At 64.9% G+C, this 22,047-nt stretch carries 22 protein-coding genes, 1 tRNA gene and 1 pseudogene; 5 read left to right on the plus strand and 19 right to left on the minus strand.

The genetic code is table 11. The features are described 5' to 3' along the window. Positions 1-94: 94 nt before the first annotated feature. The 11 genes from parC to rpoZ form a co-directional block, all read right to left on the minus strand. Complete coding sequence (gene parC, locus DCM80_RS30635; protein WP_028135967.1) at positions 95-2,353, minus strand: DNA topoisomerase IV subunit A; 2,259 nt, start codon at positions 2,351-2,353, stop codon at positions 95-97. Positions 2,354-2,413: 60 nt separating this feature from the next. Further along, positions 2,414-2,701 carry a hypothetical protein gene (locus tag DCM80_RS30640; protein WP_257195076.1) on the minus strand — a complete coding sequence of 96 codons (288 nt, stop codon included), beginning with the start codon at positions 2,699-2,701 and terminating at the stop codon, positions 2,414-2,416. 101 nt (positions 2,702-2,802) lie between these two features. After that, positions 2,803-3,555, minus strand: coding sequence for a DNA repair protein RecO (gene recO, locus DCM80_RS30645; protein WP_257195077.1), 753 nt, complete (start codon positions 3,553-3,555; stop codon positions 2,803-2,805). Positions 3,556-3,726: 171 nt separating this feature from the next. Then, on the minus strand, positions 3,727-4,107 hold the full coding sequence (locus tag DCM80_RS30650) for a hypothetical protein (RefSeq protein WP_257195078.1): 381 nt from the start codon (positions 4,105-4,107) through the stop codon (positions 3,727-3,729). A 21-nt stretch (positions 4,108-4,128) separates the two neighbouring features. Next, complete coding sequence (gene era / locus DCM80_RS30655) at positions 4,129-5,055, minus strand: GTPase Era (RefSeq protein WP_028135963.1); 927 nt, start codon at positions 5,053-5,055, stop codon at positions 4,129-4,131. Beyond that, the gene (gene rnc, locus DCM80_RS30660; RefSeq protein WP_257195079.1) at positions 5,045-5,866 is read right to left on the minus strand and encodes a ribonuclease III; all 822 of its coding nucleotides are present in this window, start codon (positions 5,864-5,866) and stop codon (positions 5,045-5,047) included. The genes era and rnc overlap by 11 nt, the downstream gene beginning before the upstream one ends. Beyond that, positions 5,863-6,627: a signal peptidase I gene (gene lepB, locus DCM80_RS30665; protein ID WP_028135961.1), complete on the minus strand. Its 765-nt coding sequence runs from the start codon at positions 6,625-6,627 to the stop codon at positions 5,863-5,865. Before lepB ends, rnc begins: the two co-directional genes overlap by 4 nt. Positions 6,628-6,876: 249 nt before the next feature. Continuing rightward, complete coding sequence (acpS, locus tag DCM80_RS30670) at positions 6,877-7,296, minus strand: holo-ACP synthase (protein WP_257195080.1); 420 nt, start codon at positions 7,294-7,296, stop codon at positions 6,877-6,879. Then, positions 7,293-8,045, minus strand: a complete 753-nt coding sequence (locus DCM80_RS30675; RefSeq protein WP_257195081.1) for a pyridoxine 5'-phosphate synthase — start codon at positions 8,043-8,045, stop codon at positions 7,293-7,295. The genes acpS and DCM80_RS30675 overlap by 4 nt, the downstream gene beginning before the upstream one ends. Before the next feature lie 45 nt (positions 8,046-8,090). Next, on the minus strand, positions 8,091-10,376 hold the full coding sequence (locus DCM80_RS30680) for a bifunctional (p)ppGpp synthetase/guanosine-3',5'-bis(diphosphate) 3'-pyrophosphohydrolase (RefSeq protein ID WP_257180120.1): 2,286 nt from the start codon (positions 10,374-10,376) through the stop codon (positions 8,091-8,093). A gap of 204 nt (positions 10,377-10,580) precedes the next feature. Beyond that, positions 10,581-10,973 carry a DNA-directed RNA polymerase subunit omega gene (gene rpoZ / locus DCM80_RS30685; protein ID WP_008133017.1) on the minus strand — a complete coding sequence of 131 codons (393 nt, stop codon included), beginning with the start codon at positions 10,971-10,973 and terminating at the stop codon, positions 10,581-10,583. Positions 10,974-11,302: 329 nt separating this feature from the next. On the opposite strand from rpoZ, the gene DCM80_RS30690 reads away from it, so the two are divergent. After that, entirely contained in the window at positions 11,303-11,947 is a 645-nt protein-coding gene (locus tag DCM80_RS30690) for an NYN domain-containing protein (RefSeq protein ID WP_028135957.1), read from the plus strand. Continuing rightward, complete coding sequence (locus tag DCM80_RS30695; protein ID WP_257195082.1) at positions 11,928-12,602, plus strand: uracil-DNA glycosylase; 675 nt, start codon at positions 11,928-11,930, stop codon at positions 12,600-12,602. Before DCM80_RS30690 ends, DCM80_RS30695 begins: the two co-directional genes overlap by 20 nt. Here DCM80_RS30695 and DCM80_RS30700 read toward each other — a convergent pair. From DCM80_RS30700 to dapA, 4 genes are read right to left on the minus strand one after another with little or no spacing between them, the layout of a single operon-like run. Next, positions 12,599-13,177, minus strand: a complete 579-nt coding sequence (locus tag DCM80_RS30700; RefSeq protein ID WP_257195083.1) for a peroxiredoxin — start codon at positions 13,175-13,177, stop codon at positions 12,599-12,601. The genes DCM80_RS30695 and DCM80_RS30700 overlap by 4 nt on opposite strands. Before the next feature lie 4 nt (positions 13,178-13,181). Further along, complete coding sequence (smpB, locus tag DCM80_RS30705) at positions 13,182-13,655, minus strand: SsrA-binding protein SmpB (RefSeq protein ID WP_027530006.1); 474 nt, start codon at positions 13,653-13,655, stop codon at positions 13,182-13,184. A gap of 60 nt (positions 13,656-13,715) precedes the next feature. Beyond that, a complete protein-coding gene (gene mscL / locus DCM80_RS30710; RefSeq protein ID WP_028135954.1) occupies positions 13,716-14,129 on the minus strand; it encodes a large conductance mechanosensitive channel protein MscL in 414 nt (137 codons plus the stop codon). Between the two features lie 54 nt (positions 14,130-14,183). Beyond that, on the minus strand, positions 14,184-15,074 hold the full coding sequence (gene dapA, locus DCM80_RS30715; protein ID WP_257195084.1) for a 4-hydroxy-tetrahydrodipicolinate synthase: 891 nt from the start codon (positions 15,072-15,074) through the stop codon (positions 14,184-14,186). 277 nt (positions 15,075-15,351) lie between these two features. Between dapA and DCM80_RS30720 the strand changes: the two are divergent. Further along, positions 15,352-17,725, plus strand: a pseudogene (locus tag DCM80_RS30720) (lytic transglycosylase domain-containing protein). A 127-nt stretch (positions 17,726-17,852) separates the two neighbouring features. Continuing rightward, positions 17,853-18,125 carry a DUF3551 domain-containing protein gene (locus tag DCM80_RS30725; RefSeq protein ID WP_257195085.1) on the plus strand — a complete coding sequence of 91 codons (273 nt, stop codon included), beginning with the start codon at positions 17,853-17,855 and terminating at the stop codon, positions 18,123-18,125. 73 nt (positions 18,126-18,198) lie between these two features. Here DCM80_RS30725 and DCM80_RS30730 read toward each other — a convergent pair whose 3' ends face one another. Together DCM80_RS30730 and DCM80_RS30735 are read right to left on the minus strand one after the other, a co-directional pair. Beyond that, positions 18,199-18,501, minus strand: a complete 303-nt coding sequence (locus DCM80_RS30730) for a DUF3551 domain-containing protein (RefSeq protein WP_306594626.1) — start codon at positions 18,499-18,501, stop codon at positions 18,199-18,201. Between the two features lie 140 nt (positions 18,502-18,641). Then, on the minus strand, positions 18,642-20,207 hold the full coding sequence (locus DCM80_RS30735) for a porin (protein WP_257195086.1): 1,566 nt from the start codon (positions 20,205-20,207) through the stop codon (positions 18,642-18,644). A 636-nt stretch (positions 20,208-20,843) separates the two neighbouring features. Here DCM80_RS30735 and DCM80_RS30740 point away from each other — a divergent pair. Next, a tRNA-Ser gene (locus DCM80_RS30740) sits at positions 20,844-20,936 on the plus strand. A gap of 138 nt (positions 20,937-21,074) precedes the next feature. On the opposite strand, the gene DCM80_RS30745 is transcribed toward DCM80_RS30740, so the two are convergent. Continuing rightward, positions 21,075-21,284 carry a hypothetical protein gene (locus tag DCM80_RS30745; protein WP_257195087.1) on the minus strand — a complete coding sequence of 70 codons (210 nt, stop codon included), beginning with the start codon at positions 21,282-21,284 and terminating at the stop codon, positions 21,075-21,077. A gap of 95 nt (positions 21,285-21,379) precedes the next feature. Next, on the minus strand, positions 21,380-21,646 hold the full coding sequence (locus DCM80_RS30750; protein WP_257195088.1) for a hypothetical protein: 267 nt from the start codon (positions 21,644-21,646) through the stop codon (positions 21,380-21,382). Positions 21,647-22,047 lie beyond the last annotated feature (401 nt).

Raw genomic sequence — 22,047 nt, forward strand, 5'->3', positions numbered from 1 at the left:
CCGGGGCCCGTGTCTCCGTGTGCTCCGTGTGGCGTGGGTCCCGGCTCTGCGCAGCAGCGTTGCGCGCTGCAGCGCGTCCGGGACACCAGACGCCCTACCCGATCACCTTGCCGAACTTGTTCGACTTCGGGAAACCCTTCGGCGGCAGGCGGCCGGCGTCGGCGCGGGTGCCCTGCCACTCGGCGAGCTCCTTCATGGTCGCGGAGAATTCGCGGCCCGCGGAATCCTTCCAGGTCAGGCCGGCCTTGGCCTCGAACACGGTCACGTCAGAGAGGCCGCCGTCCTTGTACTTCTGCAGGCGCACGCCGCGGCCGCGCGCCATTTCCGGCACCTGGTCGAGCGGGAAGATGAGCATCTTGCGGTTCTCGCCGATCACCGCGACGGTGTCGCCGACCACTTCGGTGATCGCGCGCGCCTCGTTCGGCATGTCGACGTTGAGGACCTGCTTGCCCTTCTTGGTGGTGCCGACGCAATCGTCCTCGTTGACGACGAAGCCCTGGCCTTCGTGGCTGGCGACCAGGAATTTGCGTCCGCCCTTGTTGACGAACAGCGCAACCGGCGCCGCCTCCTGCTCGAGGTCGATGAACAGGCGGATCGGCTCGCCGTGACCGCGCCCGCCCGGCAGCTTGGCGACGTCGAGCGTGTAGAACTTGCCGTTGGTTGCGAGCAGCAGGAGCTTGGAGGTCGTCTCGGCGAAGAAGGCGAAGCCGAGCTTGTCGTCCTGCTTGAAGGCGAGCCCCGAGAGATCCTCGACATGGCCCTTCATGGTACGGATCCAGCCCTTGTCGGAGACGACGACCGTCACCGGCTCGCGCTCGACGAAGGCCTCCTCGATCGCGGCGAGATCGTGCTCGGGCGCGTCGGCAAAGGTGGTGCGGCGCTTGCCGAGCGGCGTCTTCGGCCCGAACATGTCGCGGACCTTGCCGACCTGCTCGCCGACCTTCTTCCACTGCTCGGCCTCGGAAGCCAGCACCGCGTTGATGCCCTTGAGCTCGGCACGCAGGTTCTTGTCCTCGGTGCGGATCTCCATCTCCTCGAGCTTGCGCAAGGAGCGCAGGCGCATGTTGAGGATGGCTTCGGCCTGCACCTCGGTGAGCTTGAACGCCTTCATCAGCGCCGGCTTCGGCTCATCCTCGGTGCGGATGATCTTGATCACCTTGTCGATGTTCAGATAGGCGATCAGGAAGCCGCCGAGGACTTCCAACCGGTGCTCGATCTGCGCCTTGCGGTAGTTGCTGCGGCGGATCAGGACGTCGCGCAGATGGTCGAGCCATTCGCGCAAGGCCTCGGCAAGGCCCACGACCCTCGGCACCTTGCCCTTGATCAGCACGTTGAGGTTCAGCGGGATCTTGTTTTCGAGCTCGGTCAGCCGGAACAGCGATTCCATCATCAGCGCGGGATCGACGTTCTTCGACTTCGGCTCGATCACGATGCGGACGTCTTCGGCCGATTCGTCCCTGATGTCGCCGACCAGGGGCAGCTTCTTCTGGTCGAGCAGCTCGGCCACCTTCTCGATCAGGCGCGATTTCTGCACCAGGAAGGGAATCTCGGTGACGACGACCACCCAGGTGCCGCGCGCACCCTCCTCCTGCGACCAGCGTGCACGAACGCGGAACGAGCCGCGCCCCGTCGTATAAGCCTCCGCGATCGCCTGCTTGGAATCGACGATGATGCCGCCGGTCGGGAAGTCCGGGCCCTTCACCCACTTCAAAAGCGCCTTGGACTTCGCGTCGGGCTTCTCGATCAGGTGCAGCGCGGCGTCGCAGAGCTCGGCGGCGTTGTGCGGCGGGATCGAGGTCGCCATGCCGACCGCGATGCCCTGCGCGCCGTTGGCGAGCAGGTTCGGGAAGCCGCCGGGCAGCACCACCGGCTCCTTCGACTGGCCGTCGTAATTGGCGCGGAATTCGACGCCGTCCTCGTCGATGCCGTCGAGCAGAAGCCGCGCGACGTCGGTCATGCGCGCTTCGGTGTAGCGGTAGGCGGCCGGGTTATCGCCGTCGATATTGCCGAAATTGCCCTGGCCGTCGACCAGCGGGTAGCGCGAGGAGAAATCCTGCGCGAGGCGCACCATGGCGTCGTAGATCGCCTGGTCGCCGTGCGGATGGAACGAGCCCATCACGTCGCCGACGATCTTGGCGGATTTCTTGAAGGCGGTGCCGGGGTCGAGCCTGAGCAGGCGCATGCCGTAGAGGATGCGCCGATGGACCGGCTTCAGGCCGTCGCGCGCGTCCGGCAGCGCGCGGTGCATGATGGTGGAGAGCGCATAGGCGAGATAGCGCTCTTCCAGCGCTTCACGCAGCGGCACCTCGTGAATTTCGGCCGGTTCTTCCGGCGGAACGATTCGTTTTCCCATGCCGCCCGGTTAAACCGTGGAAGGGAATCGGGCAAGGATGGATTGGTTCCCTGTGGGGCGCTAGTGCCCTGCCCAGCCGGCCGTCACGGTCTGGGTCTTGTCCTTAGTCTTGTCCTGGGCGGGCGCCGGGGCAGTGGCCAGACAGCGCCGGGCGGTCTCGATTTCAGCCTCCGTCGCCCCCTTCGACCGCGCCCATGCCTCTGCGGCGGCAGCAGAATATTTGGCCACATAATACCGCACGACGGTGCAGGACGCCCGGCGAAACACGCCGGGTTGCGGCTCGCCGGCCCATGCTTCGGGCGCGAACGCGAGCAGCGCCGCGGAAAAGGCGAATCCCCTGATCAACATTTGGGCTGTCCCCGTTGTGGAACCTCAGGGGCGAACTCGATGGCCCCGATTTCGTTCCCGCGGAACTCCGCATGAAAGAACAAGGCAGAGACCCGTTCTGCTCATGGCGCGGGAATCGCGGCCCGCGCCTGTTGCCGGATCAGGGCATTGATGAAGCCGGCGCGTGCGTCGGAATGGCCCTGCCCCCGCGGCTCCAGCACGTGGCGCAGCAGGAAAAGGCCGGTGAGCCGAAAGCCATCCTGAAGATCCTGCTCGGTCAGGTCGCTGGCGGTTTCGCCCTGGCGCAGGAACGGCGGCAGGCGCAACAGGCGGTCACGCCAGGGCTCGCCGGCGCTGCGCGACACTGCGCCGCCGGATTTCGGCGAGACGTAGATCAGCTCGGCGGTCTCGCCGGTCACCGCACAATTTTCCAGCGCCAGCCCGAAGCCGAGCTCGGCGAGCATTGCCAGCTCGAAATGGATGAGGTGCACGGCCGCCCCCCCGATGTCCTCGAAATCGTCGAGCGCATGCTCGAGCAGGGCAAAGATCTCCTCGTGCGGATCGCGCTCCGGCAGCAGGCGCGCGATCGACGCGAGATGGGTGACGCCGTAGACGCCGTGGGAGGATCCGAGCAGCGTGGCCGCGCGCAGCTTCAGCCCTTCGATCATATAGGTGCCGAGATGCTCGTCGAGCCGCGCCCGCCAGACCGCGCTGACGCTGTTCCCCGGCTGCAGAAGCGGCCGCAGCCGCGAGCTGGCGCCGCCGCGCACGAGGCCGAGATGCCGTCCGTGCGCGCGCGTCAGGAGCTCGACGATGGCGCTGGATTCGCCATGCCGCCGCACGCCCAGCACGATGCCTTCGTCGGTCCATTCCATGGGGTGGAGCCTAAAGGATTCCGGCGCCTCTCGCACGCACTCGTGACCCGGACAAAACGCGGCGCGCCAGCGGCGCGTTGCCGAGCCGGGGCCCATCTCTCCGCGCGTTCCTGGGTCCCGGCTCCGCGGCGCAGCGCTGACGCGCTGCATCTTGTCCGGGACACGAGGCCCTCACGCGTTGAACCAGCCCTGCGCGTCGCCGGTGAAGGAGAAATACAGGCCCATCGTGGTCAGCGCGCAGGACACGATCTCGATGGCGCTGTCGAGCTCGAGGCCCTTCGCGCCGATGATCTGGCCGAGCGAGATCACCGACAGCACGAGCGCTGCCGCCAGCACCCAGCGCGGCCAGTTCCTGCGCTCATGCGCGGCCAGCCGGACGAAATGGAGCAGGAGCAGGATCATGCCGCCGGCGAGCAGGGTCCCCGTCATGATCATCTGCTCGGTCATCTCGGCGTTGGGCGTGCGGTCCTGCACCGCCACCGACAAGGCATCCAGCATCAACGATGCATAGAGCAGCGCTTCGAAGCGCCTGACGTTGCTGGGCACGCTCATCGGATACCGATCTGTTCTTGGTTATTCTCTCGGAAAGTCCAGACCCATCTCGCGGTAGCGATCGGGATCGTCGCCCCAGTTCTCGCGCACCTTGACGAACAGGAACAGATGCACCGGCACGTCCAGGATCTGCATCAGCTCCTTCCGGGAGTCCGCGCCGATCGACTTGATGGTGGCGCCGCCCTTGCCGAGCACGATCTTGCGCTGGCTTTCGCGCTCGACGAAGATCGTCTGCTCGATCCGCACCGACTTGTCCTTGCGCTCCTCCCACTTGTCGGTCTCGACCGTGGACTGGTAGGGCAGTTCCTGGTGCAGCTTCTGATAGATCTTCTCACGCGTGATCTCGGCCGCCAGCTGCCGCATCGGCGCGTCCGACATCTGGTCCTCGGGATAGAGGAACGGACCAGGCGGCACCATCTCGGCGAGCGTCCTGCGGAGATCGTCGACGCCGTCGCCCGAGATCGCCGCGATCATGAAGGTGCGCGCGAACTTCATGCGCTCGTTGGCGGCCTGCGCCAGCGCCAGCAGCTTCTCGCGCTGGACCAGATCGACCTTGTTGATGACGAGGATCTTCTCGTGATTGACGCTGGCAGCCTTGGTGAGGATCGCCTCGGCCTCCTCGTCGATGCCGGTCTTGGCATCGAGCAGCACGCAGACGAGATCGGCGTCATGCGCCCCGCTCCAGGCGGTCGAGACCATGGCGCGGTCGAGCCGCCGCTTCGGCAGGAAGATGCCGGGCGTATCGACCAGGATGATCTGCGCGTTGTTCTCGATCACGATGCCGCGGATCAGCGCGCGCGTGGTCTGCACCTTGCGCGAGACGATCGTGACCTTGGCGCCGACCAGCGCATTGACCAGCGTGGACTTGCCGACGTTCGGCGCGCCGATCAGCGCGACGAAGCCGCAGCGCGTCGCAACGGGCGCCTCGCCGCTTGCTTCAGCCGTCATTGCTGCCGCCGACGCCTTCGCGTTCGATCATCACCGAAGCTGCCACCTTTTCTGCCGCGCGCTTGCTGCCGCCAATGCCCTCGGCCGGCGCGAGGCCCGGCAGGTCGACGGCGACGCGGAACTGCGGATCGTGATGCGGGCCGGTGCGCTCGACCTCGCGGTAAACCGGCGTCGGCAGCCCCTTGCCTTGCGCCCATTCCTGCAGCACGGTCTTGGGATCGCGCAAGGGACGGCGCGGCTTGTGCATGCGCTCGGTCCAGTTGCGCCTGACGAACTCGGACGCCGCTGCGTAGCCCCCGTCGAGAAAGACGGCGCCGATCACGGCCTCGCAGATGTCGCCGAGGATGGATTTGCGCAGCCGGGCATCGGCGCTGGAGCCGACCGAGCCGAGCTTGATGTCGTCGAGCAGTCCGAGCGACTTGGCGACGTCGGCGCAGCTTTCCTTGCGCACGAGCTCGGCAAGGCGCTTGGAGAGCTCGCCCTCGTCGGCGTTCGGGAAGGCGTGATAGAGCATGTCGGAGACGACGAGCCCGAGCACGTGGTCGCCGAGGAATTCCAGGCGCTGGTAGCTGTCGCCGCGCTTGCGCCCGGACTTCAACGCCGAGACATGCGTGATCGCCTGCATCAGCATGTTCGGGTCGGTGAAGCTGTGGCCGATGCGCGCCTCGAGCGCCGCATTCGCATCGGTGCCCTTGGCCTTGCGGCTGCGTGTCCGCTTCTTCTTGGCAGGCGTCTTCGCTGCAGCTTCGCCCTCAGGAGCGGCTTGCGCCTCGGCTGGTTGGATCGGGATGTCCTTGGCTTCGTCTTTCATCGGACGATTTTGAAGAAGCGATTCCAGCGTACCGCCCATGGCCAGCGCCAGAACATCCAGGCATGCTCGCCTTCGGCGATGGAGAAGAAGATCATCTGGGCGCGGCCGATCAGATTCTCCTTCGGCACATAGCCGACCTGGCCGAGAAAGCGGCTATCGGTGGAGTTGTCGCGGTTGTCGCCCATCATGAAGAAATGGCCTGACGGCACGGTGTAGACGTTGGTGTTGTCGACGTAGCCGTTGTCGGCGCAGTCGAGCGTCTCGTAGGACACGCCGTTCGGCAGTGTTTCCTTCCAGCGCTTCACCCGGGAGATGCCGCCGCCTTCCGAGCCGCAGGGCTCCTCGCCGATATATTCGCTCATCCGCTGCCGCTCGACCGGCGTGTCGTTGATGTAGAGCAGCCCGTCCCGCATCTGGATGCGGTCGCCGGGCAGGCCGATCACGCGCTTGATGTAATCGGTGGAATCGTCCTTGGGCAGGCGAAACACGACGATGTCGCCGCGGTCCGGGTCGGAGCCCCAGATGCGGCCGGAGAACAGCGGCGGCGAGAACGGAATCGAATAATGGCTGTAACCGTAGGAGTATTTCGAGACGAACAGATAGTCGCCGACCAGCAGCGTCGCCTTCATCGAGCCGGACGGGATGTTGAAGGGCTGGAACAGGAAGGTTCGGATCACCAGCGCGATCAGGAGAGCGTGGATCACGACTCGGATCGTTTCGCCGACGCCGCTCTCAGTTTTCGTTCCCGAAGTCACGCTCATTGCTCTCTCAATTCCGGCCGGCGATCACAGAGCGCCCTCCTCCCGCGAACGGCCCACCGGTTCGCGGCGCAAGGAGATTGTCCTGATTCTGACAGTGAGGGCCAATTCCGGCGTAAAGCCGAACCCGCCCAGGCTGATTTGCGTCCGCGGACTTTTAGACGGTTGTCGGAGGCCACGCAATCAAGGATCGCATCGAAACTGGGTAAGATATTGATTTACAACGCAGATCACAAAATCAGCGACGCCGCGTCAGGGTTTCGGCAGCGGCACGGCGGAAATGATGACGAAGGCCTGTGCCAGCGGCCAGTCGTCGGTGATCGACACGTCGATCCGGGCCTCGCACCCCTCCGGGGTCAGGGCCTGGAGCCGGGCCAGGGCGCCACCGGTCAGCTGCATGGTCGGCCGCCCGCCCGGCAGGTTGACCACCCCCATGTCGCGCCACCAGACGCCGCGCCGGATCCCGGTGCCGAGCGCCTTGGAGCAGGCCTCCTTGGCGGCGAAGCGCTTGGCGTAGGTCGCCACCACCATCTTCTCGTTCTTGGCGCGGCGCTCCGCTTTGGCCCGCTCCGCCGCGGTGAAGACGCGGTCGAGGAAGCGCTCGCCATGGCGCTCGATCACCTTGGCGACGCGAGTGATGTCGATCAGGTCGGAGCCGATGCCGATGATCATGCCCGGCTCCGGCCGCGGTCCATCGCCGCGCGCATGCGGCGCACCGTCTCGGCCAGCCCCACGAACAGCGCTTCGCCGATCATGTAGTAGCCGATGTTGAGCTCCATGATCTCAGGCAGGGCCGCGATCGTCTCCGCGGTCGAATAGTCGAGCCCGTGCCCGGCATGGACCTCGAGCCCTGCGGCCTTGGCCAGCTTCACGCCCGCTACGATCCGCTGCCATTCGGCCTCGGCCTTGGCGCTGTGGCCGTCGACCATTGCGTCGCACCAGGCGCCGGTGTGGATCTCGATCACGGGCGCGCGCAGCCGCGCCGCCATCTCGATCTGGGCGGGATCGGCAGCGATGAACAGCGAGACCCGGATGCCGGCATCGCTCAGCCGCGCGATATTGGGCGCGAGCGCGTCACGCTGGCCGACCACATCCAGCCCGCCTTCGGTGGTCACCTCCTGCCGGCGCTCCGGCACCAGGCACACCGCATGCGGCCTGGTCGCGAGCGAGATGCGCATCATGTCGTCGGTCGCCGCCATCTCGAAATTGAGCGGCTTGGAGATCTCGGCCTTCAGCCGCGCCATGTCCTCGTCGCGGATGTGCCGGCGATCCTCGCGCAAATGGGCGGTGATGCCGTCGGCGCCGGCCTCGATCGCCAGCAGCGCCGCCCGCACCGGATCGGGATGGCGGCCGCCGCGCGCGTTGCGCACGGTTGCGACGTGATCGATATTGACACCGAGGCGAAGCTTCGAAGCGGGCATTTCAGGACTCACAGAATCGGAGGGACCGGCGCATGCGAGATGCGCCTATCCATTAACACGTTCGACTTTGGCGACGACCGCCTTGGCGCGCAGCTGGGCCAGGATCGCACTCAAATGCTTCAGATCGTAGACTTCGAGATCGATCGTCGTTTCCGTGAAGTCCGGTGAGCGGCGCTGCATGCTGATGTTGTCGATGTTGCCGTCGTGCTCGGCGATCACGGTCGCGATCTGCGCCAGCGCGCCGGGCTCGTTGACGTTCTCGACCTTGATGCGTGCCGGGAAGCGCTGCGGCGCAGAATCCTCGATGTCCCAGCGAACGTCGAGCCAGCGCTCCGGCTCCTCCTCGAAATCCTTCAGGGCCGGCGCCTGGATCGGGTAGATCGTGATGCCCTCGCCCGGCGTGACGATGCCGACGATGCGATCGCCCGGCACCGCGCCGCCGTTCGGCGCGAACTTGATCGGCAGGTCGGAATTGATGCCGCGGATCGGAATCGCGACCGGGCTGCGCGGCTGCTCCGAGGACTTCTCCTTGAGCTTGGCGGCAAGCCCCTTCTTGACGCCGTAGCGCGCGATGCGTTCCTCCTTGTAGTCGGGGTACATCGCACGCGCGACGTGGGAGGCCTTGATCTCGCCGCGCCCCACGGCCGCCATCACGTCCTCGATCGAGGTCCGGGCGAGCCGCGGCAGCGCGCCCTTGAGCTTGTCGTCGGCATATTCGATCTTGGCGCGCTCGAACAGGCGCTCGACGATGCGCCGGCCAAGACCGGCATATTGATCGCGCACCGCCGTCCGCGTGGCGCGGCGGATCGCGGCGCGCGCCTTGCCGGTGATCGCGAGCGTCTCCCAGGCCGATGGCGGCGCCGATTGCGCCTCCGAGGTCAGCACCTCGACCTCGTCGCCGTTCTGCAGCTCCGAGGATAGCGGCGCGAACTGGCCGTTGATCTTGCAGCCGACCGCGCTGTTGCCGACATCGGTATGCACGGCATAGGCGAAGTCGATCACGTTGGCGTGGCGCGGCAGCGCGATCAGCTTGCCCTTCGGGGTGAAGCAGAACACCTGGTCGTGGAACAGCTCGAGCTTGGTGTGCTCGAGGAACTCCTCCGGATTGGCGCTCTCCGAGAGGATGCCGATGGTGTGGCGCAGCCAGGCGAACGCGGTGGACTCGCGCTTGAGGAATTCGGTCGGCGACCCCACGCCTTCCTTGTAGAAGACGTGCGCGGCAATGCCCCGCTCGGCGATCTGGTCCATCGCCTCGGTGCGGATCTGCAGCTCGACGCGCTGGTTGCCGGGGCCGATCACCGTGGTGTGGATCGAGCGATAGTCGTTCTGCTTCGGTGTCGAGATGTAGTCCTTGAAGCGCCCCGGCACCACCGGCCAGGTGGTGTGGACGATGCCGAGCGCGCGATAGCAGGACTCGATGTCGTTGACGACGAGGCGGAAGCCGAAGATGTCGGACAATTGCTCGAAGCCGACCGACTTGCGCTCCATCTTGGTCCAGATCGAGAACGGCTTCTTGCGGCGGCCGTAGACCCGCGCTCCCAGGCCCCTGTGGCGCAGATTGTTGGAGAGCTGGTCCTCGATCTCGCCGATCAGATTGCGGTTGCGTTCGGCGAGCGCGTCGAGGCGCTGCATCACCACCGAATAGGCTTCGGGATCGAGGGTGCGGAAGGACAGATCCTCCAGCTCCTCGCGCATTTCCTGCATGCCCATGCGCCCCGCGAGCGGCGCGTAGATGTCGAGCGTCTCCTCGGCGATGCGCCTGCGCGATTCCGTCGGCACGAAGTCCAGCGTGCGCATGTTGTGCAGACGGTCGGCGAGCTTGACCAGAAGCACGCGGACATCGTCGGCAATGGCCAGCAACAATTTACGCAGATTCTCGGCCTGCTTGGCCTCCCGCGACACCAGCTCGAGCCGCTTCAGCTTGGTCAGGCCCTCGACCAGCGCGCCGATCTCCGGCCCGAAAATCTGGTCGATCTCGGCCCGCGTCGCCTCGGTGTCCTCGATCGTGTCGTGGAGCAGCGCCGCCACGATGGTCGCATCGTCGAGCTTCAGGTCGGTGAGAATCGCCGCGACTTCGAGCGGGTGCGAGAAATACGGATCGCCCGAGGCGCGGGTCTGCGAACCGTGCGCCTTCATGGCGTAGACATAGGCGCGATTCAGCAGGTCTTCGTTGGTGTTGGGATTGTAGGACCTGACGCGCTCGACGAGGTCATATTGACGCATCATGCGCGCGCGCGGCTTGGCCGGGCGCGCGACCGGCGCAGTCGGGGCCACGGCAACCGATTCGGTTGCGGCCTGCATCTGCGTGGATCTGCGGCGCCGATATACCATGCCGTCCTGCCTTCAAGCGGGCCTGGACCGGCCCGTTGTATACATCTTAGCTCCGATCGCGCTTGCGTCCGATCAATTCAGTGACAGGACGCAGCGCCGACCCAACGCTATGGTAACCACGAAAACGGCAACAAAAGCAAAGGCCCGAACGACGGTTCGGGCCTTTGATCAGATCACAACAAGTCGACGATCGCGACGGACGATTTACTCGTCCTCCTCGGGCTGCTCCTCGGGCGGCGCAAGGCCTTCGAGACCCTTCAGGAGTTCCTCTTCGGTCATACGCTCGACGGCGACTTCGGTATCGTCCGCGTCGACGCTCGCACCCGCGGAACCGATCAGCGGCACCGTATCCGGCTCGGGCTCGTCGACCTCGACGAACTTCTGGAGCGAGTGCACCAGCTCCTCGCGGAGGTCCTCCGGCGAAATGGTCGTGTCCGCAATTTCGCGCAAAGACACAACAGGGTTCTTGTCGTTATCGCGGTCAACCGTTAGTTGTGAACCGGACGAGATCATGCGGGCACGGTGGGCGGCCAGCAGGACCAAGTCAAACCGGTTGTCGACCTTGTCGATACAATCTTCTACGGTGACGCGAGCCATGGACTGTCGCTCCGTTGTGGGTGGGACGAAATATGTGGATGATTGGGGCTAGTTATAGGGGCCGGGGCGGTTTCGCAAGGCCAATTTGTGATTTGGCCTCGCCAAACGGCTCTGCTACCCCCACATTGGGGTTGGGATGGGTGGTTTCCCGGGTTGCCATCAAGGGTGGCGCCGGGTGTATGCAAGTCCGTCATAACTATACCTTGATTGCCCCGACTTCTCCGGATTTGCGGTTTCGACGGGTCTGAGCGGCACTCTGGAAACGCGCGGCTTGCTGTCGCCGCGCCAACAATAAAACGATCAAACACGAACACTACGCGAGCAACTGAATGTCACCTTCTCCTACCAACAAGATCGCGCTCTTCATCGACGGGGCCAATCTCTACGCGACGGCGAAAACTCTGGGCTTCGACATCGACTACAAGCGCCTGCTGAAGGAGTTTCAGGGCCGCGGGACGCTGCTCCGGGCGTTCTACTACACCGCCATCATCGAGGATCAGGAATACTCCTCGATCCGCCCGCTGATCGACTGGCTGGACTACAACGGCTACACCGTGGTCACCAAGGCGACCAAGGAGTTCATCGACGCCTCCGGCCGCCGCAAGGTCAAGGGCAACATGGACATCGAGCTCGCCGTGGACGCCATGGAGCTCGCCGAGCACATCGACCAGATGGTGCTGTTCTCCGGCGACGGCGACTTCCGCTCCCTGGTCGAGGCCGTGCAGCGCCGCGGCGTGCGGGTGACGGTGATCTCCACCATCGCCAGCCAGCCGCCGATGATCGCCGACGAGTTGCGCCGCCAGGCCGACGTCTTCACCGACCTCGTCGAGCTACAGTCCAAGCTCGGCCGTGATCCGTCCGAACGCCCCGCCCCGCGCGACCGCGGCGAGCGCGAAGCCCGTCACCACGCCCCGCAATTCCTCCAGCGCGCAACCACGATGGCGCCGAGGGGCGATGACGACTTCGAGGAGTGAGGCGGCTCGGCCGAGCCGCCAGCCTCCCACCGTCGTTCCCGACCGCGATTGCCCGCTCTGTCCGCGCCTGGTTGCCTTTCGCGAGGCAAACCGCGCGCGCGAGCCCTTGTGGCATAATGCGCCGGTCGCCCCCTTCGGCGACATCAAGGCGCGCCTCCTGATCGTCGGCCTCGCGCCGGGGATGCAGGGCGCCAACCGCACGGGACGGCCGTTCACCGGCGATTATGCCGGCGACCTGCTCTACGCCACGCTGCTCGAATACGGATTCGCCAGGGGTACCTACCAGGCGCGTCCCGATGACGGCCTGAAGCTGATCGACTGCCGGATCGCCAATGCCGTGCATTGCGTGCCGCCGCAGAACAAGCCGCTTCCGGTCGAGATCAACACCTGCCGGCGGTTCCTGGTCGCCAATCTCGAGACCATGCCGAAGCTGCGCGCGATCATCGCGCTCGGCCGAATTGCACACGACAGCGTGCTCAAGCCGCTGAAGTTGAAGGCCTCCGAGGCCCCGTTCGGCCATGGCGCCGTGCACCAGGCCGGCGCGTTCAAGCTCTACGACAGCTACCATTGCTCGCGCTACAACACGAACACCGGCGTGCTGACGCCGGACATGTTCCGCAGCGTGTTCGCCAAGGTGAAGGCGGACCTGGATTAGCTCCTGGGGTTGGCCTTGAGCCAGTCCAGCACGTCGCCGGCGTTCCGGTCGGGCGGAAACACGGGATAGAAGACGTGCGTGATCCTGGCGTCGTCGATGACAAGCGCGAGGCGCTTGATCAGCGTGAGGCCCGCGACCTCCATGGTCGGCAGCCTCAAGGCGCGCGTGAGCGCCAGCTTCTCATCCGACAGCACGGGGAACGGCAGATGCAGCCGTGAGGCCATCTCGGTCTGGTAGGCGTTGCTCTGGGTCGAGAGGCCGAACACGTGGGCAGCGCCGGCGGCCTTCAGCTCGGCGAACAGGTCGCGAAACGCACAGGTCTGCGGCGTGCAACCGCGCGCGCCCGGAATCATGTCCCAATCATCGACCAGCGCTATCTTGCCGGGCTCACCGGTGCGCGGATAGGCGAACACCACCGTCCGGCCGCGCAGCGCCGACAGGCTCACCGAGGTGTCGTTGGTCGCGAGCAGGCCGATCGGCGGCACCACCATGCCGGGGAGATGCGCGGCCGCGCCGTCGTCGACGGGCGCAGGAATCCGGCTCCAATCGACCTCGAGCAGGTTCCGCTGGGTCATCTCGTCAGCCCCTCGCCCGCATCAAGCGGCCCTTCTCCCGGCTCCAATCGCGCTTCTTCTCGGTCTCGCGCTTGTCGTGCAGCTTCTTGCCCTTTGCAACCGCCAGCTGCAATTTGGCGCGGCCACGCTCGTTGAAATAGAGCTTGAGCGGGATCAGCGTCATGCCCTCGCGGTCGACCGCGCCCATCAACTTGTTGATCTGCCGGCGATGGAGCAGCAGTTTTCGCGGCCGTTTTGGCTCGTGGTTGAAGCGATTGCCCTGGAGATATTCGGGAATAGTGGCGTTGATCAGCCAGATCTCGCCATCCTTGGAATCGGCGTAGGATTCCGCGATCGTGCTCTTGCCGTTGCGGATCGACTTGACCTCGGTGCCGGTCAGCGCAATGCCCGCCTCGATCGTGTCCTCGATCGCATAGTTGAAGCGGGCCTTGCGATTTTCCGCCATGACCTTGATTGGACGTTCGTTTTTATCGGCCATGAGAGGAAAAACCCGATCGAGATGCGCAGCGAGGCTAACAGTTTGGATGAAGCGCGCGCGTCACTTCTTGAGGAGGTCGCGGATCTCGGTCAGCAGTTCGACCTCGGCCGACGGCTTCGGCGGCGCGGCGGGCGCCGCCTCCTCCTTGCGCTTCAGCGTGTTCATGGCGCGGATCACCAGGAACAACACGAAGGCAACGATGATGAAGTTGATCGTCAGCGTCAGGAAGCTACCGTAAGCAAGGACGGCGCCTTGCTTTTTCGCATCAGCTAAGTTGGTGGCTGTGACCGCCTTCGACAAGGGGGCGAAGTAGTTCGAGAAGTCGAGGCCACCGGTGACGGCGCCGATGATCGGCATGATGATGTCACCGACCAGCGACGTGACGATGGCGCCGAAGGCCGCGCCGATGATGACGCCGACGGCGAGATCGACGACGTTGCCCTTCATGGCGAACTCGCGGAACTCCGTGAGCATCCGCCTGCCCTTGTCGTCGACGCTCATGAACGGCCTCCCCGATCGGTCAATCCATCAATTGATCAGCCCAGCGTGCACCATGGCGCTGCGTACCGCAACGCGCGTCGGCTCGCTGACCGGCACCATCGGCAAGCGCAGCGCCTCGTCCAGCTTGCCGAGCAGCGACATCGCATACTTGATCGGTGCCGGATTGCTCTCGATGAAGAGGTTGTTGTGCAGCGGCATCAGCTTGTCGTGGATCGCCAGCGCCGCCTTGGTGTCGCCCTTCTGCCAGGCGGCGTGAAACTCCGAGCACAGGCGCGGGGCGACGTTCGAGGTCACCGAGATGCAGCCGTGGCCGCCATGCGCCATGTAGCCGATGATGGTGGCGTCCTCGCCGGAGAGCTGGTTGAAGTCCTCGCCCATCGCCGCGCGCTGCTGCGACACGCGCACCATGCTGGCGGTGGCGTCCTTGACGCCGGCGATGTTCTTCAGCTCCCACAGCCGCTTCATGGTATCGACCGACATGTCGATCACCGAGCGCGGCGGGATGTTGTAGATGATGATCGGAATCCCGATCGCGTCGTTGATCGCCTTGAAGTGCTGGTACATGCCTTCCTGGGTCGGCTTGTTGTAGTAGGGCGTCACCACTAGCACGGCGTCCGCGCCCGCCTTCTCGGCGTGCTGGGAGAGCTCGACCGCCTCCTTGGTCGAGTTGGAGCCGGCGCCTGCGATGACAGGCACGCGGCCCTTGGCTTCAGCGATGCACCACTCGACCACCTTCTTGTGCTCGTCATGGCTGAGCGTCGGGCTCTCGCCGGTGGTGCCGACGGGGACCAGGCCGTTGGTGCCTTCCGAGATCTGCCAGTTGACCAGCGAGCGGAACGCGGCCTCGTCCAGCGAACCGTTCTTGAACGGGGTGACCAAGGCGGTGAACGACCCCCGGAATTTCGTCTTGGCTGCCATGGACTTCCTCCGTACGCGGCGATCTCGAGCAAGCGCCATTCATATCGGGTCTGTCCCGCCGGTAAAAGACCCGCTGCCGAGTGACGCACCGTTTAGGCCGCGATTTTGCCGCGGTGATGGTGCAAATCGGTCCGAGGTAAGCGGCTGTTGGTATTTTGTCCGCATATTCAATCAAATACAGCTAGATCTTGAGCCACTTGACTGATTCGGGGCGACGATACCCGTGACCTCATTCCCTCGTGCCGCCTGGCGGTCCACCGGACTGGTCCTGTGCCTGATGGCAGGGCTGTCGGTAGGATGTGCCGCCCTGGCCAAGTCCAATGAGACGCCTGCGGAAACCGCAAAGCCGGCCGCCAAGGACGCATCCAAGGATGCAGCCAAAGGCTCGTCCAAGGACACCAAAGGATCCGGCAAGGACACGGCCAAGGATACAGCCAAGGGCGCGAGCAAGGGCGCGGCTGCCGCGCCGGCCAAGGACGCCGCGAAGAAACCGGCCAAGGAGGCTGGCAAGAGCGCCGGGAAAGACGCGGCCAAGGACAAGCCGAAGGCTGCCGCAACGCGTGCCCCAGCGGCGCCCGCGCCGAAAGCACATCCGGCTGCCGGCGGTTCCCCTCCGAAAGCAGCCCCCGCGACGGCCGCCGTCAGACCTCCCGCGCCCCGCCGCAGCGCCCGTGCTGGCTCCGGCGACCCGCCAGCATGCTACCCCGCGCAAGCCGGTCGTCCCGGCCGCGGTCGCAGCGACGTCGTCGACGTCGCAGGGCGACAAGGAGACGCTGGAGAGCGTGATCGAGCTGGTGCGCAAGCGCAAGGCGGCCGACGCCACCAATGCGGCGGCCGGCATCTCGGATCCGGTCGCGCGCAAGCTCGCGGAATGGATCATCCTGCGCAGCGAGGACAACGGCGCGAGCGTGGAACGCTACCGCGCCTTCCTCTCCGCCAATCCGAGCTGGCCGTCGCAGACCTTCCTGCGCCGGCGCCTCGAAGCTGCGATGTGGGACGACAGGCGCGACGATTCCGTGGCGTGGTCGTGGTTCGAGCACGAGTCTCCGATCTCCGCCAAGGGCCGCTTCATGCTCGCCAAGGCGATGCTGGCGCGCGGCGACCGCGCCAACGCCGAGCGGCTGGTGCGCGAGGCCTGGCGCAGCGATCCGATGTCGGAGGACACCGAGAACAACGCGCTCGACCAGTTCGGCGCCCTGCTGACGCCGGGCGACCAGAAGGCGCGGATGGACACGCTGCTCTACGGCAGCGAGAACGAGGCCGCGCTGCGCGCCGCAAAGCGCCTCGGCGCCGGCTATGTCGCACTCGCCAAGGCCCGCATCGCCGCGGTCAAGAAAGCGCCGAACGCGCGCGCGCTGCTCGACGCGGTGCCGCGTGAGCTGCACAACGATCCCGGCTTCCTCTTCAGCAAGATCCAGCTGCTGCGCCGCGAGGAGAAGTTTGCCGAGGCTACCCAGCTGATGCTGTCGGCGCCTAAGGATCCGGGCCGCCTCCACAATCTCGACGAATGGTGGATCGAGCGGCGCCTTTTGGCGCGCAAGATGATCGACACCGAGGAATTCCGCAGCGCCTATCTGATCGCACGCGATGCCGCCCTGCCCTCGCGCGACATCTACAAGACCGAGCAGGAGTTCACCGCCGGGTGGATCGCGCTGCGCTTCCTCAACGATCCCGGCACTGCCGCGCAGCATTTCGCCCGCATCGGCGTCGGCAGCGTCAATCCGACCGCGTTGGCGCGTGCCGGCTATTGGCAGGGCCGCGCCGCGGAAGCGATGGGTCGTCAACAGGAGGCGCGCAACGCCTATGCGCGCGCCGCCGAGCAATCGACCAGCTATTACGGCCAGCTCGCGCGGGCCAAGCTCGGCCTGCCGCAGATCGAGCTCAACAATCCGCCGCGTGGCCGCGGCGCCGACCGGCTGGAGATCGTCCGCGCTGCACAGCTGCTGTACGAGCTCGACGAGCGCGAGATGGCGATTCCGCTGCTGGCCGACATGGGCGAGAACGGCGATCCCGAAGCGCTCGCCGGCCTCGGCGAGCTCGCTCAGCGCTACAGCGACGCGCGCGGCATGCTGCTGCTCGGCAAGGCTGCGCTCAACCGCGGCCTGCCGTTCGACTTCTACGCCTACCCCGTCAACGGCATTCCGCAGTTCACGCCGATCGGCCCCGAGGTCGAGCGCAGTATCATCTACGCCATCGCGCGGCAGGAAAGCGCATTCAACCCACGCGTGGTTTCACCGGCGCAGGCCTACGGGCTGATGCAGGTGACGCCGGACGCTGCGCGCTACGTCTGCAAGCGGCACGGCGCGACCTACGATCTGGGGCGGCTGAAGAACGATTCGGTCTACAACGCCACGCTCGGCTCGGCTGAGCTCGGCGGATTGCTCGAGGATTACCGCGGTTCCTACATCATGACCTTTGCGGCCTACAATGCCGGTCGCGGCAGCGTGAAGAAGTGGGTCGAACGCTACGGCGATCCGCGCAACCCGAAGGTGGACGCGGTCGACTGGGTGGAGCTGATTCCGTTCTCGGAAACGCGCAATTACGTGCAGCGGATCATGGAGAACCTTCAGGTCTACCGCGCCCGCTTCGGCGGCGGCACGCGCCTGCAGATCGAGGCCGATCTGCGTCGCGGCGCCGCAAGCGTGGAATAGCACGCATCCAGGTCGGTGCGGCAGGCGTTCGGCATGATTCCATGACGGTCCCGACCCCATTGCGATATAATTGGAACCGGCATTGCCACCCATCGGTTGATAGGCTCGACAAACCTGGAGACATATCATGTTGCGCATAGTCGGTGCATTCGCGATCGCGGCCGTGTTGTTATCAGCTCTTCCGGGCGGCGGCTCGGCCGCCTACGGCAAGAACCGCCAGCATCCCCGGCAGGCCGAGGCCATTCAGGATCGCTATTGCCTGCAGGGGCTGCGTTGGGGCTATCCCGGCAACTGCCAGTTCTCTACTTACGCGCAGTGCTTGGCGACTGCGTCTGGCACGATCGATGCCTGCGGGCTGAACCCGACCTATGCCTTCCGCGAGGGAAGAGGTGCAAGATAGTCGCCTGACCGCGCTCTCGTGAGAGTGCGCAGGTCACGCTCAGACCCCCGCCTCCGACCTCAGGATTCGATCCCTACCACATTCTGTCGGGGGCGGATCGGCGGTGAGATGGGCGGGCTGACGTCGGCGGGGACCAATAGGGATTGGTCAGGCACATCGCGGGCAAGCCCAGCGCAGAAGCCTTGCACTCCTCCCACGTCCGGTAGCTGCAGGAAATCCTGCTGCTTCCGCCCCACTCCCATTGCTGGAGGCACACCGGGTAGTTGGAGTCGACGGGTGCGGCAGCGGCCGGCGCAAATATCGGCGTGACTACGGCAACCATTGTTATGGCGGCGAGCACGCTGAGCATCCGTCTCCGGATTGTCGAATTGTTCATGGTCGGAAGCTCCTTCTGCCGGCTCTCGAGCAGCGCCGCGCTCTCAAGCAACCCACCATCTAGGTAATCGGTGCACTACTCGCAAATAAAAACCCCGGCAGTTTCCTGCCGGGGTTTTCCGATCAATCGGAAGATTGATCTTAGAAGTTACGCTGAGCGCGGAACAGAACCTGGAGGTTGCCCTGGTCCTTCAGCTCATACGTGGTGGCCGGCTTCGCAACCGCGGAGTTCGCGGTGCCAGCGCCCGAGATCGTGCCCGAGTACTTCTGGTCGAGCCAGACGTAGCTCACGTCCGTCGTGAACGAGAGGCCCTTGACGGGAGTCCAGACCAAGTTGCCGCCGATAACCGCGAGGTTGAAGTCGGGGTTACATCCGGCAGCGCCGGCCGACGGAGCCAGACCCGCAACGAAGTTCGCGCAGATCAGAGCCTTGCCCGTGTCGCCGTAGCGAAGCGAAGCATAGGCGCCGTAGAGGCCCGAAGCCCAACCCGGAGCCCAGTTGTGGGTGTAACCACCGCGGAAGCCCCAGGTCTTGACGGTGTCGATCCCGGTGCCGACGCCACCGATGGTGCCGTAGACGCCGTCAGCGATACCAGCGAAAGCAAGGCTCTGGTACGCAATGCCGCTGCCGCCGTACATGAACATGGTCTGCGGGAACAGGCTCTGGAAGTTGTAGTGCGAAGCACCGTCGGTGTAGACCGCCTGCAAGTTGATCGTGTCACCCGCACCGGTCGGGATGTTCTTGATCGACAAGGCGCCCGCAACAGCCCAGCCCCACTTGTCGTCGGGATGGTTGGTCACTTCAGTCGAGCCATAGTAGCCCGAGTGAATGTTATGCGCGACGGCCGACAGCTGGAACAGACCCCAGGCCTGATCGACACGAACCTGACCGACGATATCGGGCACGCGCGTGCCACCCCAATCCGACACACCGTACTGGCCCTGGATCATGGCCGCAGCGGCAACGGTCGACGCCGGGGTCACAGTCACGACGCCAGCGCTGCTAACCGAACCGGCAGCAGAGAAAGCCGAGGCGTTCCAGAGGTTCGACTGGCCGTTGGCACCCGTCGACTGATCCTGCAACGCGACCGAACCGGTGATGCCCTGGCCGAAGTCAGCCGTATAGGCGATCTGGTTGATACCGGTGACCCAGTTGGTGCCGCCCGGAAGGAAGTCGGGACCACCAGCCGGATAGCTCTGCCACGGAGCGTCGAAGATCGAGACGGTGCGGCCGAAGGTGAAACCAGCGAACTGGATGAACGCGTGGTAGAGGCCGAGCGAGGCCGCGCCGGTCGGAGCGGTGGTGCCGCCGCCGGAGCCGGTGACGGACGGGGTGTCGTACGAGAAGACCATGTCGGCGTAGGTGCGAACCACACCGTATTCGGTCGCCGTACGCGTATCGACGGTGAAGTCCATACGAGCGCGGGTCGTGTAGTAACCGCTCAGACGGTTCTTGCCGCCCGCAGGCGAGCCTTGGCCGATGCCGTAGTCGCTGTTGGTGTTCGCGAGCGCGTCAGCGCGCACGTAGCCACCCAGCTTGATGCAGGTGTCGGTGCCCGGGATGTAGTAGAAACCGGCTCCGTACAGCGAGCAGATCCGCACGTATTCGACCGCCTTGGCCTTGACCGGCAGATCGGCTGCTTGAGCTCCGCCCACGGCGATCAGACCCGCCGCTGAGCCGAGCAAAAGGCTCTTAACCAACTTCATGTTAAACCTCCAAGTTGCTCTTCAGGGAAGGTTACTGACCGGACGGCCAATTCCCCAACCCCCTCTAAATCACCGCCTTGGTCCCCTTCGCGCCTTCGGACACACCCGCATGAACGCGAGGGACTTAAGCGAATGACCTAAACGGGACGACCTCGGGATGCCCCCCTCCGTCGCTCAGTCACAATTACCGAACGTCCTTGCACACACAACAACAGAACGCTTCCAAACCGGCCCCTGGAGCTGGTTTTCCGTCGGGTGTTGCACAAATAACACGCAGATGTGATCGCAGCGCCTTTGCAACATGTTGTTTTTATTGACATTTTCGAAGCGGTTCCATTTGCCACCAAAACTCCTCACCTGGGGCGGCGGAGACCGGACAATGCGCGATGCAGCTCAGCTGGAAGCGCGAATCGTAGAATCGGACCGAGACTCAAAGGCCGGAAACGCAACACGTCGACGGGCCTGCCCCACCCCGACCACCGCTCGGCCATCCAGCCACGCGTCTATATAGAGAGCCTTCTTGAGATGGCGCCCGACGGCAAACCGCCGGTTTCCAAGATCGCTGGGAATATTCGAGCGAAAACACACGCTTCCAAATTGACCGGCCCAAGCAATTAGATGCATAAGGCTCGCACCGGAGAGGTGGCCGAGTGGCTGAAGGCAACGCTTTGCTAAAGCGTCATACGGTCTCAAGCTGTATCGAGGGTTCGAATCCCTCCCTCTCCGCCACCCAGCGGCAGAATCAATCAAGGTCTGTGCGTTCTTTCACCTGAAAGCGACCGTGAGACCGGCGCGAAAGCCTGGGCAAGGATCGGCGCCGCTGCATTCATCCCGATTCGCACTGGCTTTATATGTGTGCGCCCGCATCTAGCGGTGGAACCGCCAGATCCGCCAATGCGAGGGCGAAATCAGCACGGCTTCATCGGCCCAGACGTTGAACCAGACGCCCGACCGGCGCCGGCAGGGGAACGCCCAGGGCAGAATCCCCGTCTTGTGCGGACGTCCGAGTTCCAGATCGCACGCGTCGGGCGCGATTTGAATCGGCAGCCATTGTCCATTCGTGTCGGGCTCGCTCATGCCGCTCGGGTCTTATGTGGCGGCACGACGGAGAAACTTAATTCAGCGCAACCAGGCCCACCCGTGCGAACACGGGTGTGGATGCGATCCTCAATTCAATGGGCGGAAACCCACGCCCGCGCATCGCGCTGTGCGGCGGCGATCTCGGCGTCCGACATCTGCCCGGCAATCTCCTGGCGCAGCGCCACGGCGTCCTTGCGGCCCTTCAACGCGGCGAGATTGAACCATTTGTGTGCGGCGACGAGATCGACAAGGCCGGAGCGGCCGCTCGCCCAATAGATGCCGCGCTCGAACAGCACGTCCGACAGCGCGCTCGCGTCGATCGGCGTTGCCGTCTCGATATCGAAGGTACCCTGAAACATAACGCATCCCCTTTGTTCTTATGCCGCCTCGTTCCCCCGAGCGCGGCTCCCGTCCAACTCTGATGTGCATGACCCTTCCCGGGATCGCGCATCGTTCAACTCATCCCCAGGGCTTGCTGCCAAAAGGCTTGTTGCCAAAAGGCTCGTTGCCCATTGCCGTTTGCCGGCTTGTTGGAGGCGATGATGGCGGGCAAATTTGAATGGCAGTTTAAGTATCGCGATGAAGCAGACGTAAACGCGCCCGCGCGGCGCCCCGCGTGCGGATTCAAAAAGCTCCTGATTTGCAGGCACTTCTGCGATTCGTCAGACTTTGTTTACCGCAGGATTTTGGGGGATCGATAACCATCGCGCGCGCTGGCGCGCGTCCTGTGGTTAGAATGTGAAGCGTAGATCACTGTGGC

The organism is Bradyrhizobium sp. WBOS08, assembly GCF_024585125.1.
GTDB classification, from domain to species: Bacteria; Pseudomonadota; Alphaproteobacteria; order Rhizobiales; family Xanthobacteraceae; genus Bradyrhizobium; species Bradyrhizobium japonicum_B.

Excerpts from the sequence above, each read along its gene's own strand:
- DCM80_RS30675 (WP_257195081.1), bottom strand. The coding sequence starts at position 8,045 with ATGCCCGCTTCGAAGCTTCGCCTCGGTGTCAATATCGATCACGTCGCA.
- rnc (WP_257195079.1), bottom strand. The coding sequence starts at position 5,866 with ATGAAAGACGAAGCCAAGGACATCCCGATCCAACCAGCCGAGGCGCAA.
- DCM80_RS30695 (WP_257195082.1), top strand. The coding sequence starts at position 11,928 with ATGACGACTTCGAGGAGTGAGGCGGCTCGGCCGAGCCGCCAGCCTCCC.
- DCM80_RS30735 (WP_257195086.1), bottom strand. The coding sequence starts at position 20,207 with ATGAAGTTGGTTAAGAGCCTTTTGCTCGGCTCAGCGGCGGGTCTGATC.
- DCM80_RS30745 (WP_257195087.1), bottom strand. The coding sequence starts at position 21,284 with ATGAGCGAGCCCGACACGAATGGACAATGGCTGCCGATTCAAATCGCG.
- DCM80_RS30640 (WP_257195076.1), bottom strand. The coding sequence starts at position 2,701 with ATGTTGATCAGGGGATTCGCCTTTTCCGCGGCGCTGCTCGCGTTCGCG.
- DCM80_RS30680 (WP_257180120.1), bottom strand. The coding sequence starts at position 10,376 with ATGGTATATCGGCGCCGCAGATCCACGCAGATGCAGGCCGCAACCGAA.
- rpoZ (WP_008133017.1), bottom strand. The coding sequence starts at position 10,973 with ATGGCTCGCGTCACCGTAGAAGATTGTATCGACAAGGTCGACAACCGG.
- dapA (WP_257195084.1), bottom strand. The coding sequence starts at position 15,074 with ATGGCAGCCAAGACGAAATTCCGGGGGTCGTTCACCGCCTTGGTCACC.
- mscL (WP_028135954.1), bottom strand. The coding sequence starts at position 14,129 with ATGCTCACGGAGTTCCGCGAGTTCGCCATGAAGGGCAACGTCGTCGAT.
- DCM80_RS30700 (WP_257195083.1), bottom strand. The coding sequence starts at position 13,177 with ATGACCCAGCGGAACCTGCTCGAGGTCGATTGGAGCCGGATTCCTGCG.
- recO (WP_257195077.1), bottom strand. The coding sequence starts at position 3,555 with ATGGAATGGACCGACGAAGGCATCGTGCTGGGCGTGCGGCGGCATGGC.
- DCM80_RS30730 (WP_306594626.1), bottom strand. The coding sequence starts at position 18,501 with ATGAACAATTCGACAATCCGGAGACGGATGCTCAGCGTGCTCGCCGCC.
- DCM80_RS30690 (WP_028135957.1), top strand. The coding sequence starts at position 11,303 with ATGTCACCTTCTCCTACCAACAAGATCGCGCTCTTCATCGACGGGGCC.
- lepB (WP_028135961.1), bottom strand. The coding sequence starts at position 6,627 with ATGAGCGTGACTTCGGGAACGAAAACTGAGAGCGGCGTCGGCGAAACG.
- DCM80_RS30750 (WP_257195088.1), bottom strand. The coding sequence starts at position 21,646 with ATGTTTCAGGGTACCTTCGATATCGAGACGGCAACGCCGATCGACGCG.
- smpB (WP_027530006.1), bottom strand. The coding sequence starts at position 13,655 with ATGGCCGATAAAAACGAACGTCCAATCAAGGTCATGGCGGAAAATCGC.
- DCM80_RS30725 (WP_257195085.1), top strand. The coding sequence starts at position 17,853 with ATGTTGCGCATAGTCGGTGCATTCGCGATCGCGGCCGTGTTGTTATCA.
- acpS (WP_257195080.1), bottom strand. The coding sequence starts at position 7,296 with ATGATCATCGGCATCGGCTCCGACCTGATCGACATCACTCGCGTCGCC.
- era (WP_028135963.1), bottom strand. The coding sequence starts at position 5,055 with ATGACGGCTGAAGCAAGCGGCGAGGCGCCCGTTGCGACGCGCTGCGGC.
- DCM80_RS30650 (WP_257195078.1), bottom strand. The coding sequence starts at position 4,107 with ATGAGCGTGCCCAGCAACGTCAGGCGCTTCGAAGCGCTGCTCTATGCA.
- parC (WP_028135967.1), bottom strand. The coding sequence starts at position 2,353 with ATGGGAAAACGAATCGTTCCGCCGGAAGAACCGGCCGAAATTCACGAG.